Source organism: Microbulbifer zhoushanensis, from assembly GCF_021729055.1.
In the GTDB taxonomy this organism is placed as follows: domain Bacteria; phylum Pseudomonadota; class Gammaproteobacteria; order Pseudomonadales; family Cellvibrionaceae; genus Microbulbifer; species Microbulbifer zhoushanensis.
The window spans coordinates 256037-272548 of sequence record NZ_JAJSAO010000006.1; the positions used below are offsets into that span (position 1 = coordinate 256037).

General features: G+C 62.1%; 11 protein-coding genes. 5 read left to right on the top strand and 6 right to left on the bottom strand.

Translation table 11 applies throughout. The features are described from left to right. Positions 1–2 precede the first annotated feature (2 nt). Positions 3–1058, bottom strand: a complete 1056-nt coding sequence (locus LVD10_RS14145) for an Ldh family oxidoreductase (RefSeq protein WP_233006047.1) — start codon at positions 1056–1058, stop codon at positions 3–5. 52 nt (positions 1059–1110) lie between these two features. After that, positions 1111–1527 carry an alternative ribosome rescue aminoacyl-tRNA hydrolase ArfB gene (gene arfB, locus LVD10_RS14150; RefSeq protein ID WP_237064055.1) on the bottom strand — a complete coding sequence of 139 codons (417 nt, stop codon included), beginning with the start codon at positions 1525–1527 and terminating at the stop codon, positions 1111–1113. Positions 1528–1643: 116 nt separating this feature from the next. Between arfB and LVD10_RS14155 the strand changes: the two genes are divergently transcribed. From LVD10_RS14155 to LVD10_RS14165, 3 genes are all read left to right on the top strand, one after another. Further along, on the top strand, positions 1644–3629 hold the full coding sequence (locus tag LVD10_RS14155; protein ID WP_233006049.1) for a BCCT family transporter: 1986 nt from the start codon (positions 1644–1646) through the stop codon (positions 3627–3629). A 105-nt stretch (positions 3630–3734) separates the two neighbouring features. Further along, positions 3735–5723, top strand: a complete 1989-nt coding sequence (locus tag LVD10_RS14160; protein WP_233006050.1) for a BCCT family transporter — start codon at positions 3735–3737, stop codon at positions 5721–5723. Between the two features lie 49 nt (positions 5724–5772). Further along, on the top strand, positions 5773–6288 hold the full coding sequence (locus LVD10_RS14165) for a GNAT family N-acetyltransferase (protein WP_237064056.1): 516 nt from the start codon (positions 5773–5775) through the stop codon (positions 6286–6288). Between the two features lie 131 nt (positions 6289–6419). Here LVD10_RS14165 and LVD10_RS14170 read toward each other — a convergent pair whose 3' ends face one another. Genes LVD10_RS14170 through LVD10_RS14180 form a run of 3 tightly spaced genes read right to left on the bottom strand, consistent with a single transcriptional unit; the run spans position 6420 to position 9838 of the window. After that, positions 6420–8126: a sodium:solute symporter family protein gene (locus tag LVD10_RS14170; RefSeq protein WP_237064057.1), complete on the bottom strand. Its 1707-nt coding sequence runs from the start codon at positions 8124–8126 to the stop codon at positions 6420–6422. Between the two features lie 9 nt (positions 8127–8135). After that, a complete protein-coding gene (locus tag LVD10_RS14175) occupies positions 8136–8453 on the bottom strand; it encodes a DUF4212 domain-containing protein (RefSeq protein ID WP_233006053.1) in 318 nt (105 codons plus the stop codon). 53 nt (positions 8454–8506) lie between these two features. Further along, on the bottom strand, positions 8507–9838 hold the full coding sequence (locus LVD10_RS14180; RefSeq protein WP_237064058.1) for a DcaP family trimeric outer membrane transporter: 1332 nt from the start codon (positions 9836–9838) through the stop codon (positions 8507–8509). Positions 9839–10089: 251 nt separating this feature from the next. On the opposite strand from LVD10_RS14180, the gene acs reads away from it, so the two are divergent. Both acs and LVD10_RS14190 read left to right on the top strand, forming a co-directional pair. Then, complete coding sequence (gene acs, locus LVD10_RS14185; RefSeq protein ID WP_237064059.1) at positions 10090–12048, top strand: acetate--CoA ligase; 1959 nt, start codon at positions 10090–10092, stop codon at positions 12046–12048. A 209-nt stretch (positions 12049–12257) separates the two neighbouring features. Next, the gene (locus tag LVD10_RS14190; RefSeq protein WP_233006056.1) at positions 12258–12968 is read left to right on the top strand and encodes a response regulator; all 711 of its coding nucleotides are present in this window, start codon (positions 12258–12260) and stop codon (positions 12966–12968) included. On the opposite strand, the gene LVD10_RS14195 is transcribed toward LVD10_RS14190, so the two are convergent. Beyond that, a complete protein-coding gene (locus LVD10_RS14195) occupies positions 12934–16389 on the bottom strand; it encodes a hybrid sensor histidine kinase/response regulator (protein ID WP_237064060.1) in 3456 nt (1151 codons plus the stop codon). The two genes, LVD10_RS14190 and LVD10_RS14195, sit on opposite strands and share 35 nt — an antisense overlap. Between the last annotated feature and the right edge of the window lie 123 nt (positions 16390–16512).

The window sequence follows — 16512 nt, forward strand, 5'->3', positions numbered from 1 at the left end:
CCTCAGGCAATGGGCTCCGGTATGGCGACACCGAGTTTTTCCGCCCAGGGCCGGATATCCTCCATGATCGACGGGTAAAGTGATACCCCATCGCGCAGCTGCTCAGTCCGCGCGTGCCAGGCACGCTGGCCCGGCACCCGAACCTCCCCGCCCCCGTCACTGGGATTGTTTTCCCACAAGTGACACAGGGCTCGGGTCTGGCGCAAGAAGTCGGACTGCGGCCCGAAGGCACGCGGATCAATTATCTGCAGGAACACCGAGTTGGCCTCATCGTCACCACTGGCAGTCTCGTCGGCGCGGCCGTAACCACCCAGCCCCATGGACAGGACTTCCAGCATTGCGCTAAGGGCAGCACCTTTGTAACCGTGGTCGGCACCGCCCACCGGCAGGATGCTGCCACCATCCTGGAATGCCGCCGGGTCATCGGACAAGCGGCCTTCACTGTCTTTCAGGCAGGCCTGGGGCATCTTCCTGCCCTCGCGCGCGGCGCGGGCCACGTAACCGCCTGCCGTCACCGACATACTGATATCAAACAGGAGCGGGTACTCCCCGGCAGGTGCGGCAAACGCCAGCGGGTTGGCAGAAAACAGGGGCGCGCGCCCTCCCTGGGGCGAGACGGTATTCTCCGCCGGGGTGGAGCAGGTGAGAATAGCCACGCAACCCGCCTCGATCACCGGCGGCAGGTAGGCTGCCAGGCAGGCAATATGCTGGCTGCGGCGAATGGTCGCGGTCACCACGCCGTGTTCCTCGACCCGCTGCAGTGCGAGGCCGACGGCCTGTGAGAGCACCCAGGGACCCGGCAGGAAATTCGCATCCCAGTTGAAGCAGTTGCCACGATCAGACAGCTCCACCGGCTCCCCTTTCGCCCGGGATTCACCGCTCTGCAGCCAATCCAGGTTGTGCGGCACCCGGTTGAGGCCGTGGGTAGTGAATCCCAGCAGGTCTGCCTGCAGGAAGATATTGGCCATTACCGCGGCGCGTTCCTGCGCCAGTCCCGCTGCCTGGAACAGCCGGGTGGCGAATTCATGAAGTTCGGCGGCGGAGTAGCGGGTGTCCATGGAATGCTCCTGTTTCATTTATACGGGTTAATCAATGTAGTCGCCCCGACCGTCAGTGATCACTTACTTTCCCGCGCAGTGACTTCACCTGCCCGCGACGGGTCTTCTGCTTCAGGCGGCGCTCTTTCGACGCACGGGTCGGCCTGGTCGCCAGGCGCTTCTTGCGCCGTCGCGTCGCTTTCCCGACCAGCGCCGCCAGTCTCTCCAGCGCATCCGCGCGGTTTTTCTCCTGGGTACGGAAGCGCTGGGCCTTGATCACGATGACCCCATCAGCGGTGATGCGCTGGTCCTGCAGGTTCAGCAGGCGCTCCTTGACTTCTTCCGACAGCGAGGAGGCACGGATATCAAAGCGCAGGTGAATGGCACTGGCCACCTTGTTGACATTCTGCCCACCCGCGCCCTGCGAGCGCACAGCGTGCATGTCAATTTCCTCGAGCGGAATCGCGATTTTGCTAGAAACTTTTAACATGTCAGACTTGTTTCTTATAAGGCGCCTTAATAAATAGTTTTATTGTCTATGCTGAGAGCGGCGGGCGCAAAATTTAACCTTTCAATGTGTCGGCAACGTAAGGTGGTATCCGCACTATGACCGAAAACAAACCCCGGACCCAGGGGCATTATGACCCGCCGGTATTCTACACTGCCACCGCCGTGCTACTGCTCCTTGTCGCCTATGCGGTTTTCTTCCCGGATAATGCGACCTCCCTGTTCAAGGATGTCCAGGCATGGATCGTCACCAACATGAGCTGGTATTACGTCATGGTGGTAGCGATCATCCTGGTCAGTGTGATCGTAATCGGCCTCTCCAAGCTCGGGGAAATCAAGCTGGGACCGGAACATATCGAGCCCGATTACGGGTTTGGCTCCTGGTTCGCGATGCTCTTCTCCGCCGGTATGGGTATCGGCCTCCTGTTCTTCGGCGTTGCCGAACCGGTCATGCACTACCTGAACCCCCCGGTGGGAGGCACCGGTACGGTTGAGGCAGCTCGCGAAGCCATGGTGCTGACCTTTTTCCACTGGGGTTTCCACGCCTGGGCCATCTACGCCATCGTGGCCATGATCCTGGCGTATTTCAGCTATCGCCATAACCTGCCGCTCACGCTGCGCTCCGCTCTCTACCCGATGATCGGTGAACGCATCCATGGCCCGATCGGCCACGCGGTGGATGTTTTTGCCATTGTCGGCACGGTCTGTGGTGTGGCCACAACACTTGGCTACGGCGTCCTGCAGATCAATTCCGGCCTGAATCACCTCTTCGGCATACCGGTGGGCAGCGGCGTCCAGGTCATTCTTATCATTGTGACCACCATCCTGGCCACCATATCGGTGGTAATGGGCCTGGATGCGGGCATCAAGCGCCTGTCGCAGCTGAACATGACCCTGGCCGGCATCCTGTTGGTGATGGTGCTGCTGCTGGGCAGCACCGTCTACCTGCTCCAGGCCTTTGTGCAGAACTTCGGCAGCTACCTGTCGGTGATCGTGAGCAAGACCTTCAACCTCTACGCCTACAACCCCACCGACTGGCTCGGCGGCTGGACTATTCTCTACTGGGGCTGGTGGATGTCCTGGTCCCCCTTTGTGGGTCTGTTTATTGCGCGGATTTCCCGTGGTCGCACGATCCGTGAGTTTGTCGTGGGAGCGATGCTGGTGCCCGCCGCGGTAACCCTCCTGTGGATGACTTTTTTCGGCAACTCGGCGATCCACATGATCCTGGACGAGGGGCTTACCCAGCTGGGCGAAGTGGTTGCAAAGGACCAGTCGGTGGCACTGTTCCAGTTCCTGGAGCAGTTCCCTTTTTCCGGCGTGTTCTCCTTTGTGGCCGTGATCATGGTCGTGGTGTTTTTCGTTACATCCGCTGATTCCGGCGCGCTGGTGGTGAATATGCTCTCCTCCCATGGGCGTGACGATACCCCGGTATGGCAACGGATTTTCTGGTGTTTCCTGATCGGCGCAGTGGCGGTCGCCTTGCTGCTCGCCGGTGGCCTGGGTTCACTGCAGACAGCAGTAATCGCCAGTGCACTGCCGTTCTCGGTAATCCTGATGGTGGCCATTTACGGGCTCGTTGCCGGTCTGCGCACCGATACAGTCAAGCGCATTACCCAGTCGGCACCGGTCTCCCCGATCAGTGCACGCAACCCCGTGGTATGGCAGCGTCGCCTGAAAAATGCCTTGCAGCTGCCATCGCTGGAGGAAGTGCGCGAGTTTATCCGGGAAACCGGCAAGCCTGCCCTGCACGAATTCGCGGAAGAGATGAAGAAAAATGGTTACGAGGCCACGGTTACCGAGGGCGAGAACGAGTGGGTGCAGATTGAGGTTCACCAGGGTGAAGAAACCAGCTTCGTTTACGGGCTGCACCCCAAGGCCACACTCAAGCCCGATGCCACCAACGCGGACAAGGTGCTGGACGATACCCTGGATGACGGCTCCCCGGACACCTATTTCCGTGCCGAGGTCCACCTCTACGAAGGCGGCCAGGACTACGATGTCATGGGCTGGACCAGGGATCAGCTGCTGACTGACATGGTGTCGCAATACGAGCGCCACCTGCAGTTCCTGCATACCCTGCGCTAGCGGGAGCCACGGGGCGTGACGGAGCGTCCCCGGACTATGCTGGAAAGATGATGTCCGGCCCCCGGCCCGGGGGCTGGCAGACAGTTTCACATCCGGTTGACGTTTATGAAGCTCCGCACCACCGATGAGGGCAAGGCCCGCTTCGATCCCCCGGTGTTCTATACCTCTACCGGCATACTGCTGTTGCTGGTGGCCTACGCGGTCTTTTTCCCCGATGATGCAACCGAACGCTTCAAGGCCATGCAGGTCGCCATTGTCGACTACATGGGCTGGTACTACGTCCTGATTGTCGCCATCCTGCTGATCACCGTGGTAGTACTGGGCGTCTCCCGCCTCGGGGATATCAAGCTGGGGCCCGAACACGCCAAGCCGGAATACGGGTTCACCTCCTGGCTGGCAATGCTTTTTTCCGCCGGTATCGGCATCGGCCTGCTGTTCTTCGGGGTGGCCGAACCAGTGATGCACTACCTAAACCCACCGGATGCCGACACCGGCACTGTCGAGGCGGCGCGGCAGGCACTGGTGCTCAGTATTTTCCACTGGGGCCTGCACGTCTGGGCAATTTTTGCCGGCGTGGCACTGATCCTTGGCTACTTCAGCTATCGCCATAACCTGCCCCTGACACTCCGCTCGGCCCTCTACCCCATGATCGGCGAGCGTATCCACGGGCCCATTGGCCACGCCGTCGATATATTTGCGATTGTCAGTACTGTCTGCGGTGTGGCCACTACCCTGGGCTTCGGCGTGCTGCAGATGAACTCCGGCCTCAACCACCTGTTCGGTGTGCCGGTCGGGGAAGGTGTGCAGGTCATCCTGATCGTGGTGACCACCGCGCTGGCGACGATCTCCGTGGTGGTGGGACTGGATGCCGGTATCAAGCGCCTCTCGCAGCTGAATATGGGCCTGGCCGCTATCCTGATGGTCACCGTGCTGGTCCTGGGCAGCACCGTCTACCTGCTGCAGGCATTCGTCCAGAATGTCGGCAGCTACCTATCAGTGCTGGTCAACCGCACCTTCAATCTCTACGCCTATGCTCCCACCGACTGGATCGGTGGCTGGACCATCTTCTACTGGGGCTGGTGTATGTCCTGGTCGCCCTTTGTGGGGCTGTTTATTGCCCGTATATCGCGCGGGCGCACCATTCGCGAGTTCGCCATCGGCACCCTGCTGATGCCCACCCTGATTACCATCATCTGGCTCACGGTATTCGGCAATTCAGCCATTCGCATGATCCGGGATGAAGGGCTGCAGTCGCTGGCCGACACGATCCAGAAAGACCAGTCACTGGCACTGTTCCAGTTCCTCGAGCAGTTCCCCATGTCCGGTTTCCTGTCGATGCTGGCCATCATCCTGGTGGTGATCTTTTTCGTCACCTCGGCCGATTCCGGCGCCCTGGTAATGAATATGCTCTCATCCCACGGCCGCGACGACACCCCGGTATGGCAGCGGATCTTCTGGGCCGGCATTATCGGTGTGGTCGCCATTGCCCTGCTGCTGGCAGGCGGCCTCGCCTCATTGCAGACTGCGGCCATCACCAGCGCCCTGCCCTTCTCGCTGATATTGCTGGTGGCCCTTTATGGGTTGATCAAGGCTCTGCGCACCGATACCGCCAAACGCGACGCCCAGAGCGCACCGGTTGCCCCGGTCAGCGCCCGGAACCCGGTGTCATGGGAGCGTCGCCTGAAAAACCTGGTGCAGCTCCCCTCCCTGCGCGAGGTGCACGAATATATCGCCGAGGTAGGCCGCCCGGCTCTGCAGGACTTTGCCACGCAGATGGAGAAAAACGGTTTCTCCGCGCAGGTCTCGGAACTCGACAACGCGGTCGTGCAGCTGGAGGTGATGCAGGGGGAGGAGCTGGACTTCCTCTATAGTATCCACCCCAAGGCGCACCTGAAGCCCAATGCCGGCAACCCGGACGCGGAGCTAGACGACAGTCACGACGACGGTTCCCCCGACAAGTACTTCCGGGCCGAGGTCCACCTGCGTGAGGGCGGCCAGGATTACGACGTGATGGGCTGGACCCGCGACCAGCTGCTGACCGATGTGCTGTCCCAGTACGAGCGCCACCTGCAGTTCCTGCACACCCTGCGCTGACAGGCGTCCCCTGCTCGTGCAGAATGGCTTCCTTTCAAGGGAGCCCCACATGGTTATTCTCGAGACTGACAGGCTGTTACTCAGCGAGTTTACCGGAGACGACACCGCCCCGGTCCTCGCCGTCCTCAACGACCCGGACTTTATCCGCAACGTCGCCGACCGTGGGATCCGTACCGCCGACCAGGCTCGCGGATACCTGCGGGAGACGCTGCTGCCCTCCTATTGCCAGAACAGCTTTGGCATGTACCGGGTCATGCTGCGCGACGGCACGGATATCGGCATGTGCGGGCTGGTAAAACGGCAATGGCTCGATCACCCGGATATCGGCTTCGCCTTCCTGCCAGCGTATCGTGGCCAGGGGTATGCCCAGGAAGCGGCCGGGGCAGTAATCGAACTCGCCCGCAACAAGCTCGGGCTAGCCGTGATAAAAGGCATCGTCAACCCGGATAACGGGCCTTCCATCCGCCTGCTGGAAAGACTCGGCCTGCAACCGCTCGGGAAGACACTCTATCCCGGGGAGGACCAGGAAGTGCTGGTCATGGAGTGGCGGAAACCCGGCACCTAGGCCAGCGGGTATTGCAGGCACACAAAAAAGCGGGCCTTTATCGGAAGTATCCCGGGCCCGCCATGGATGGTGAAGAGAAGTGGGATTGGATTGAGTGGGCCGGTTACCGGCCCACTCACCCGGGCGCGTTATCAATGAGCGCTTGCGGCACCAGCTCCTTTCGGGAAGCGAATATCCGCAACCATGGCCTGCACATCCCTGGGTGCATCGGCGGTAAAGCGGGCAACTGTGATAGCCACTGCGAAATTCAACAGCATACCCAGGGTACCAATGCCCTCCGGTGAGATACCAAACCACCAGTTCTCCGGGATATTGCCCGCCGGGTTAATGAACTTGAAGTAGATGATATAGGCCGCGGTAAAGCTAATACCGGAAACCATGCCGGCAATCGCCCCTTCCTTGTTCATCCGCTTGCTGAAGATGCCCAGGATAATCGCCGGGAAGAACGACGATGCCGCAAGCCCGAAGGCAAAGGCCACCACCTGCGCCACGAAGCCCGGTGGATTGATACCCAGGTAGCCGGCAATACAGACGGCCACCCCCGAGGCAATCCGCGCGTACATCAATTCCTGTTTGTCCGAGATATTGGGCATCAGGTTGCGCTTGAGCAGGTCGTGGGAGATCGACGTGGAGATCACCAGCAACAGGCCCGCAGAAGTGGACAGCGCGGCGGCGATACCACCGGCGGCCACCAGCGCAATTACCCAGGCGGGCAGGTCCGCAATTTCCGGGTTGGCCAGGACCATGATGTCGCGATCGATGTTCATCTCGTTGCGCTCATCGCCGGAGTAGAACATCTTGCCATCGCCATTCTTGTCCTCCCAGCTGATCAGGCCGGTACTCTCCCAGTTACTGATCCAGCTCGGGGCCTCCTCGTAGGCGGTACCCTGCGCTTCCGGACCATTGATGGTGTCGATCATATTGACCCGCGCAAAGGTGGCGATGGCCGGCGCGGTGGTGTACAGCAGGGCGATAAAAAGCAGTGCCCAGCCGGCGGACTTGCGCGCATCGCGCACCTTGGGAACCGTAAAGAAACGCACTATCACATGCGGCAGCCCGGCAGTACCCACCATCAGCGCCGCAGTGATAAAGAAGACATCGATGGTGCTCTTGGTCCCCGAGGTGTACTCGGCAAAGCCCAGCTCCGTCGACAGGCCATCGAGCTTATCCAGCAGGTAAGTCCCCGAGCCGTCATTCAGCTCGGCGCCAAAACCGATCTGGGGAATAACGTGGCCGGTCATCATGATGGAGATAAAGATCGCCGGCACCAGGTAGGCACAGATCAGTACGCAGTACTGGGCCACCTGGGTGTAGGTGATGCCCTTCATGCCGCCGAGAACGGCATAGAAGAACACGATCGCCATGCCGATGATCACACCGACGGTGATGTCCACCTCAAGAAAGCGGGAGAACACCACCCCGACACCACGCATCTGGCCCGCCACGTAGGTAAAGCAGACGAACACCGCACAGATGACCGCCACGGTTCGCGCGGTATTGGAATAGTAGCGGTCGCCGATAAATGCCGGCACGGTAAACTTGCCGAACTTACGCAGGTACGGAGCCAGACACAGTGCCAGCAATACGTAGCCACCGGTCCAGCCCATCAGGTAGACGGCACCGTCGTAGCCCATAAAGCTGATCAGCCCAGCCATGGAAATAAACGAAGCCGCTGACATCCAGTCGGCCGCCGTGGCCATGCCATTGGCAACCGGGTTGACACCGCCGCTGGCGACGTAGAAATCGTGGGTGGAGCCGGCCCGGGACCAGATGGCAATGCCGATATACACGGCAAAGGTCAGCCCCACGATAATGAAAGTGAGAGTTTGAATATCCATGACCCGCTCCTAGTGTGTGAACTCTTCTTCGAGGGCTTCCTCGAATTCTTCCGGTTCCTCGTGATCCTCGTGCACGTTGTACTTGCGGTCGAGCTTGTTCATCTTGACCACATAGACAACGATCAGCGCCAGGAATACGTAAATGGCACCCTGCTGGGCGAACCAGAAGCCGAGCTTGAAGCCGCCGAGGCGGATTGCATTCAACTCATCGACAAACAGGATTCCACAGCCGAAGGACACCGCAAACCAGATACTCAGCAGGGTGAGCATCATGCGCAGGTTTTCTTTCCAGTAATCCTCTGCATGCTGTTCGCTTTCAAAGCTCATGATTGATCTCCAGGTTTATTGTTATCGCTTTCCGGGTACATGGGGCTTATGCCTCAGAACCCATACTTGACGGAAAATTGCAGCCTTTGCAAGTCACCCTCATCGTCGACCAGGGTCCCGCTGGCGTTTTCCACCTGCTTGCTGGCAAAGATGTACTCACCGCCAAGGGTCATTCCGGGCAACGGTGAATAGAGCAGGTTCAGGTGGGCGCTGCGATACTCCGAGGCAGTGGTGTCCCCCACAAAGTCGGGATTGTCAGCACTGGTCATGGAAAGCACCAGGTTGGAGCGCCACCGCTCACTCCAGAAATGCCGCAGCGCAACAAAACCGCCGGACTGGTCGATCAGCTCGATATCACCATCCGCATCGATAATTCCCGCGCGGTAGCCGTTCAGGCCCATATACCGCCCGAGGGCGTTGCCGTAGCTGTACATAAAGCGGATGTCGTCGGCCCCGAGCGGATACTTGCCCGACAGGCTGATGGCGTAGCCCCGGCGCGACTCCTGGCCCACCGCATTTTCGTAGGCCAGTTCACGGCTCATTGAGGCAATCGAGTAATTCAATCCACCGGCGTTGTTGTTATAACGCAACACCACATCCGGCGTACTGTTGTCGTCGTAGGGGTTCTCGGTGCCGTTGTAGAGTGTGGTGGCCGGGTTCTCTGCCGCCAGCTGCAGGCTGCCGTCTCCGATACTGTGGGTGTAGCGCAGCTGCGGCTGGCGCTCGAAGATGGTGCCCACCGGGCCGACAAAGTCCATGCCCTCCGGCAGGGCCCCCACATTGAAGAAGGTGGACCAGGTCTGCCCCGCCAGCAGTGAGCGCCTGCCGTCGATATCCCAGTCCACATAGGCGTGGCGCAGGCGCTGGGAATAGGAGTTACTGATACGCTCGTCGCCCTGGGCACTGCCCATGGCGTCGATTTCCAGGTGGGTGTTTACCTGGCCCGTACCGAACCTGGTGCGGGTCTTCACGAACAGCCGGGTCGACTTGGCATGGGCATGGTACTTGGCCTCCCCGCCCTCTCCCCCGATCGGAATGGTGGATGGCACCAGGAAGTCCTCACCGATACCCGCCGTGGCCGAGTCGCCGTCGGAGTAGTCGCTGACGGCGCTGTCGAGCTTGACGAATCCGCCGAACTGCAGCTCGGTTTCGCCGTCCGCAGGACGCGTGGGTTCGGGATCTTCCGCTATATCCACAGCCTGGCGCTGCCGGGCCGCTTGCGCCTCTTCTGCCAGGTTCTGCACCTGCGCCTGCAGCTCCTGGATGCGCAGCTGCAGTTCCTCGTTGGTCAGGGGTTCCGCTGCGGCACTGGCAAGGCCACCGGCAGAGGAGACAAGAATGCCCGCCGAGAGGCGAGCCATGATTTTCCGTGTTGTTATGGTCATAACCTCTCCCTCATCGCTGTTTGAATGGACGGCTACCGTTCGCAATCAAACCCTGTCCTGGCGACAGAGGGTATTAACCATTGGTCTAAGTCACCCACCGAATTAGACCAATGTCTAAGTTGGGATCAGGCCCTTCCTTTATATTTTCCCCGGGTTTCGACGTTTGTCTAATACGCCGATGTGCGCCCCGGTGACAGAATTCGATGCAATCCAGAATATTCCCATCATTGAACCCAGCGAGGCAGCGCAAGATGACAGAACCAACGCTCTACCCCGTACCCGATTCCTATGCCGGCAGGACCCTGCTGGATGAACAGGGCTACTTCGAAATGTACCGGCGCTCGATCGAGGACAGCGAGGGCTTCTGGCGCGAACAGGCCCGGCGGCTCGACTGGATGAAGCCGTTCACACAGGTAAAGGATGTCTCCTTTGCCCGCGATGACCTGCACATCCGCTGGTTCGCCGACGGCACCTTGAACGTGGCCGCAAACTGCCTGGACCGCCACCTGGCCACGCGCGGCGACGATACCGCCATCCTGTGGGTTGGCGATGAGCCCGGCAACAGCCGTGAGATCAGCTACCGGGAACTGCACAATGAGGTATGCCGCTTCGCCAACGGCCTGAAGTCCCTGGGGGTAAGGCGCGGGGATGTGGTCACCATCTACATGCCGATGATCCCGCAGGCGGCGGTGGCCATGCTCGCCTGTGCCCGGATCGGCGCGGTCCACTCGGTGGTCTTCGCCGGCTTCTCCCCTGAAGCGCTGGCAGGGCGTATGGACGACGGCCAGTCGCGGGTGATTGTCACGGCCAATGCCGGCCGGCGCGGTGGCCGCTCAGTGGTGCTGAAGGAGAACGTGGATCGGGCCATCGACCTGTGCCGGGAAACCACTGTGGAAACAGCGGTGGTGGTGAACTACACCGACGACCCGGTGGACATGGTGCCCGGCCGGGACGTGGACTATGGAGAGCTGCTGACGGCACAGAACGACGAATGCCCGGCCGAGGAAATGGGCGCTGAGGACCCGCTGTTTATCCTCTATACCTCCGGTTCCACCGGCAAGCCCAAGGGGGTCCTGCACACCAGCGGCGGATACCTCACCTATGCGTCCCTGACCCACGAATATGTATTCGACTACCGTCCCGGCGAGCGCTACTGGTGCGCCGCGGATATCGGCTGGGTCACCGGCCACACCTACATTATCTACGGGCCGCTGGCCAACGGCGCCACCACGGTGATGTACGAGGGAGTCCCCAATTACCCGGATGTACGCCGCGTGGCACAGGTAATCGACGAGCACCGGATCAATATCCTGTACATTGCCCCCACTGCCATCCGCGCCCTGATGGCCGAGGGTGACAGGCCCACGGAGGGCGCCGACCTCTCCTCCCTGCGACTCCTGGGGACCGTGGGCGAACCTATCAACCCCGAGGCCTGGCGCTGGTACCACCGCAGCTTCGGCTGCGGCAAATGCCCGATTGTGGATACCTGGTGGCAGACGGAAACCGGCGCCGCCCTGCTGACGCCCCTGCCCGGTGCCACGGCATTGAAGCCCGGCTCCGCCACCCGCCCCTTCTTTGGCATCCGCCCAGCGCTGGTGGACAACGATGGCAACATCCTGGAAGGGGCTGCCGAGGGCAACCTGGTGATGCTGGACAGCTGGCCGGGGCAGATGCGCACCGTGTTCGGGGATCACCGGCGCTTTGTCGATACCTACTTCAGCACCTTCCCGGGAATGTACTTCACCGGCGACGGCGCCCGGCGGGATGCAGACGACTATTACTGGATCACCGGCCGCGTAGACGACGTGCTGAATGTCTCGGGCCACCGCATGGGCACCGCGGAAATCGAGAGCGCACTGGTGGCCCATCCCGCTGTGGCAGAGGCCGCGGTGGTGGGTTTCCCCCATGACATCAAGGGCCAGGGCATCTACGTATACGTAACCCTGAACAGTGATGTGGAGCCGGATGAGAAGATGCGCATAGCCCTGCGTGACTGGCTGCGCCGAGAGATCGGTCCCATCGCGACACCGGATATCATCCAGTGGGCGCCCGGGCTGCCAAAGACCCGGTCCGGCAAGATTATGCGGCGGATCCTGCGCAAGATCGCCGCTGACGAGTGCGACCAGCTGGGGGATATTTCCACGCTGGCGGACCCGGGAGTAGTGGAGCAGCTGATCGAGAACCACGCGCAACTGGCCGAACCGGCCTGAGGACTGGCCCGGCGGCCCCGTTGCCCCTGACGCCTGTACCGGCCCTCACGGCGCCGGTGCGGGCAATTGGCTATGGCCACCAGGAGTGTCACATTCACAGATAACCGAGCCAACAGACCCCGTCCCGTCGTAAACTGAGCCGCACCCGGCGTTACAATAATGAAAATGACAAAGGGCTCCGCGAGAGCCCGCACGATGATGAGGGAGTTATGGGCATTCAATCCGATTCCCATCGGCACAGGCGCCAGTTTATCGTCGCCGATGACCACCCACTGTTCCGCAGTGCGCTGCGCCAGTCCATCCGCCAGATCTTCCCCGAAGCGGAGCTGCACGAGGCGCACGATATGGAATCCCTGCAGGCATGTGTGGCCGGGCACGGCGACTGCGACCTGCTGCTGCTCGACCTGCATATGCCGGGGGCACATGGCTTCAGTGGCCTGGCCTTCCTGGCCGGGCAGTACCCGCAGTTGCCGGTCATGGTGGTGTCCGCCAATGAGAAGCCGGAGGTGATGTGCCGGTCGATCGACTACGGTGCCTGCGGTTTCCTGCCCAAGTCAGCCCCGGTAGAGACCATTGCCGAGGCCATCGGGGAGGTGCTTGCCGGCGAGATTTGGCTGCCCGAGGGGATTTCCAGTCTGTGCGCAAGGCAGGAATCGGACAGCGACGCGGTAGCGGATGTGGTTGCCGCGCTGACCCCCCAGCAGTTCCGCGTCGCCACCATGCTCGGAGAGGGCCTGCTCAACAAGCAGATCGCCTACGAGATGAATGTAACCGAGGCGACGGTGAAGGCACACCTGACCGCGCTGTTCCGCAAGCTGGGCGTCAATTCGCGGACCCAGGCGGTGCTGGCCCTCAACAGCCTGGACGTCGAGCAGCCGGGCCAGTTCAATCCACCTCCTCGGCAACCTGAGCCCGCCTGACCCGCCGTACCAGGTTACGCAACGCCGCCGGCTTTACCGGCTTGGGCAGGTAGTGCAACCCGGCAACCCGCGCGCTGTCTCGCACCTGTCCCGAAATATCAGCGCTGATCAGTATCCCCGGCACGCGCTCCCCCCATACCTCGACCAGTCCCTCGAAAGCGTCCACGCCGGTTTCATCGTTATCCAGGTGATAATCGACAATTACCAGCTCCGGAGGCGGGGACGCCGCACTGATGGAAAACGCCGCCTCCAGGGAATGGGCTACAGATACCCGGCAGCCCCAGCCCTCAAGCAGGCTCTGCATGCCCCGCACTATCGCATCCTCGTTATCGATACACAGCACCCGCAGCCCCCCAAGTCCGCCGGGCCCGGCGCTGGCGCCCGGCTCCCGCCCGGGCCGGCGACCAGTCGAGACACTCCCCAGGGGCAGCCGGATGGAAAACATGGCGCCGCGGCCCGGTGTGGAGCGCAGGTCAATGGCATGCCCCAGCAGGCTGGCACTGCGGCTGGCAATTGCCAGCCCCAGTCCCAGGCCCTTGTCGGGACCGCGCTCGGCCGTCGACAGGCGCACGAACTCGTCGAATATCCGCGATTGCTCCTGCGGGGCAATACCGGGCCCCGTGTCCCAGACCTGGATCTCCAGCTCGCCGCCGCGGCGGCGCACACCGAGCAATACGCGCCCGCGGCGGGTGTAATGCAGCGCATTACCCAGGAAATTCTGCAGGATACGCCGCAATAACTGCCGGTCACTGTAGACCCAGGCGCTGCAGGCCACATACCGGAACTGCAGGTTGCGGTCTGCGGCAATGGCCGCGAACTCGGTCGCCAGCCCCCCCAGCAACTCGGCCAGCGGAAAATGTTCGCGGTTGGGCGTCAGCTTGCCCGAGTCCAGCCGGCTGATTTCCCGCAGGGCGCCGATCAACTGCTCGGCGGAATTGAGGGCACCGTCGATACCGGCGATATCGTGCATGGCCTCTGGCCAGTCCTGGCGCCCGGCTTTCTGCTGGGCCGAGGCGATAAAAAGCCGGGCCGCGTTGATGGGCTGCAGCAGGTCATGGCTGGTGTGGGCGAGGAAGCGGGACTTGGCTGCATGGAGGTCCGCCAGTTCAGCAGTGCGCTGCGCCACCCGCTGTTCCAGGGTACGCTGGTTCTCCTCCAGTGCATCCACCGCCGCCCGGTAATCGCTGATATCGGTGAAGGTGCTTACGAAACCACCGCCCGGCATCGGCGTACCCCGCACTTCGACGATAACGCCATTGGGCAGGCGGCGCTCGAACCGGTGGGCACTGCCGTGGCGCAACAGGTCCAACCGTCTCGCCACCTGGGCATCCAGGTCACCCTGGTTGTCCCCGTAGAGTCCCCGCTCGGCGTTGTGGCGGTAGAGGCGCTCGATCGGGCAACCGATATACAGCAACCGCCGGGGATACTCGAACAAATCGATGTACTGCTGGTTCCAGGCCACCAGGCGCAGCTCCGCATCCACCACGCTGATTCCCTGGCTAATTGTCTCGACCGTGGTCTGCAGCAGCTCCTGGCTGAAACGCAGTTTCTCCGAGGCACCGTCCACCAGGCGCGCGATATCCTCCACTTTCAGGGGCCGGTTGCGCCGCAGCAATTCCACCACCTGGTGCGCGGTGGCGGAACCCACCACCCCGGCGAGGACGCCTTCGGCCTCACGCACGGCAAATCGCGGGGCCTGGTCGTCGGGCAGCAGGCGCTGTCCCGAACGCTGCTCGAACTCGCGCCATATCCCATCGAGGCGCCCGGCACCGACAAATGGCTTCATCAGGCTGTGCAACTGCCCCATGGGAATGCTGGTGGGGGACAGCTCGATACTTTCATCCCGCACCGTTTCACCGCTGCCCACGAATAATTCCGCCTGGCGCCGATCGAGCTTGCCCTGCCGGCACAGCCCTGACACCAGCACAAACAGCGAGATATTGGCCAGCAGGCTCCAGAAGACACCGTGACTCAGGCTGTCCAGTCCCGCGAGCCCCATCATCTGCTCCGGGCGCAGCCAACTGATTCCCAGCGGGCCCGACTCGACCAGGCTCGCCCCGGGGAAGATCGCCGGCACTACCAGGCAGTAGAACCAGAGCGCATAGCCGGCGGACAGGCCCGCCCAGACGCCATTGCGATGGGCACGCCGCCAGTAGAGGCCCGCCACCAGTGCCGGGGCCAGTTGCGCCGCGGCTGCAAAGGACAGCAGGCCAACGGGCGCCAGGGCATCCAGTCCGGTGATGGCGCGGTGCACCCCCCAGCCCATCAGCATCAGGAGCATGATGCTGGCAGCGCGTACCTGGCGCAGGTAATTGCCGAAGGAAACCGCGGACAGCCGTGTATAGCGACTCAGGTAGAGCCACACCGGGCCCACCAGCTCATTGGAAATCATGATCGCCAGTGTCACCGCCGCCACCACCACCATGCCGGTGGCCGCGGAAAAGCCCCCCAGGTAGACGAGCGCGGTCAGGGCGCCCTGGTCGGCGGCCATGGGCAGGGTCAGCACCAGGCTATCCGGCGCCAGTCCCTGTGCAAGCAGCGGCTGGCCGGCCATGGCGATAGGCAGGATCAGGATCGAGAACAGCACCAGGTAGAGCGGCAGCAACCAGCGCGCGGCCTGCAGGTCCCGGGGTCCCTGGTATTCCACCACCGCCATATGGAACTGGCGCGGCAGGCAGATGATGGCGACGGTGGCCAGTAAAGTCTGGGTGAGGAAACCGGCATCCAGTTCCAGAGGGTCCCAGCGACGCTCCAGCACCGCGCCGGACGCGAGCGTCTCGTCCAGCAGCAGCCAGCAGGCGAACCCGCCGATTGCGGCGAAGGCCAGGAGTTTCACCAGCGACTCCAGGGCGATCGCCGCCACTACACCGCGGTTGCGCTCGCGCCCCTCCAGGTGGCGGGTTCCGAAAAACACCGCGAACAACCCCATCAGCAGCGCGGTGACCAGGGCCGTATCCAGGTTCACAAAGCCACCGCCGGCACCACCGCCGACCGTATCCCAGGCCATGGTGACGGCGCGCAGTTGCAGCGCGATATAGGGCAGAGTCCCGAAGATTGCCAGCAGCGCCACCAGCGCAGACAGGCCGCGACTCTTGCCATAGCGGGAGCCAATGAAATCGGCGATGGAGGTGACTTTCTGCCGCTCGCCAACCACCAGCAGCCGGCGCAGGAAGGATCCACCAAACAGGAACAGCAGGATTGGCCCCAGGTAAATGGGCAGGTAGCTCCAGGTACTGGCTGTCGACTGGCCCACCCCGCCGAAAAATGTCCAGGAGCTGCAGTAAACCGCCAGCGCCAGGGCGTAGACCAGTGGCCGGTAGCGCCCCTTCCCACTGCCCCGGCGGTCTGCTCGCCATGCCACCGCGAACAGCAGTGCCACGTATACCAGGGCCAGCAACAGCAGGAGGGGTTTGCCGATCATATCTCAGTCCACCGAGTACAGGGGTGCGCCTAAAACATCTTTCCCTTTATACCCGAAGCCCGGGGGCCCCCGCTATTAGCGGATGGTCGCAAGGGTGGCGCCGGGTTCCGTTGACAAGCACGG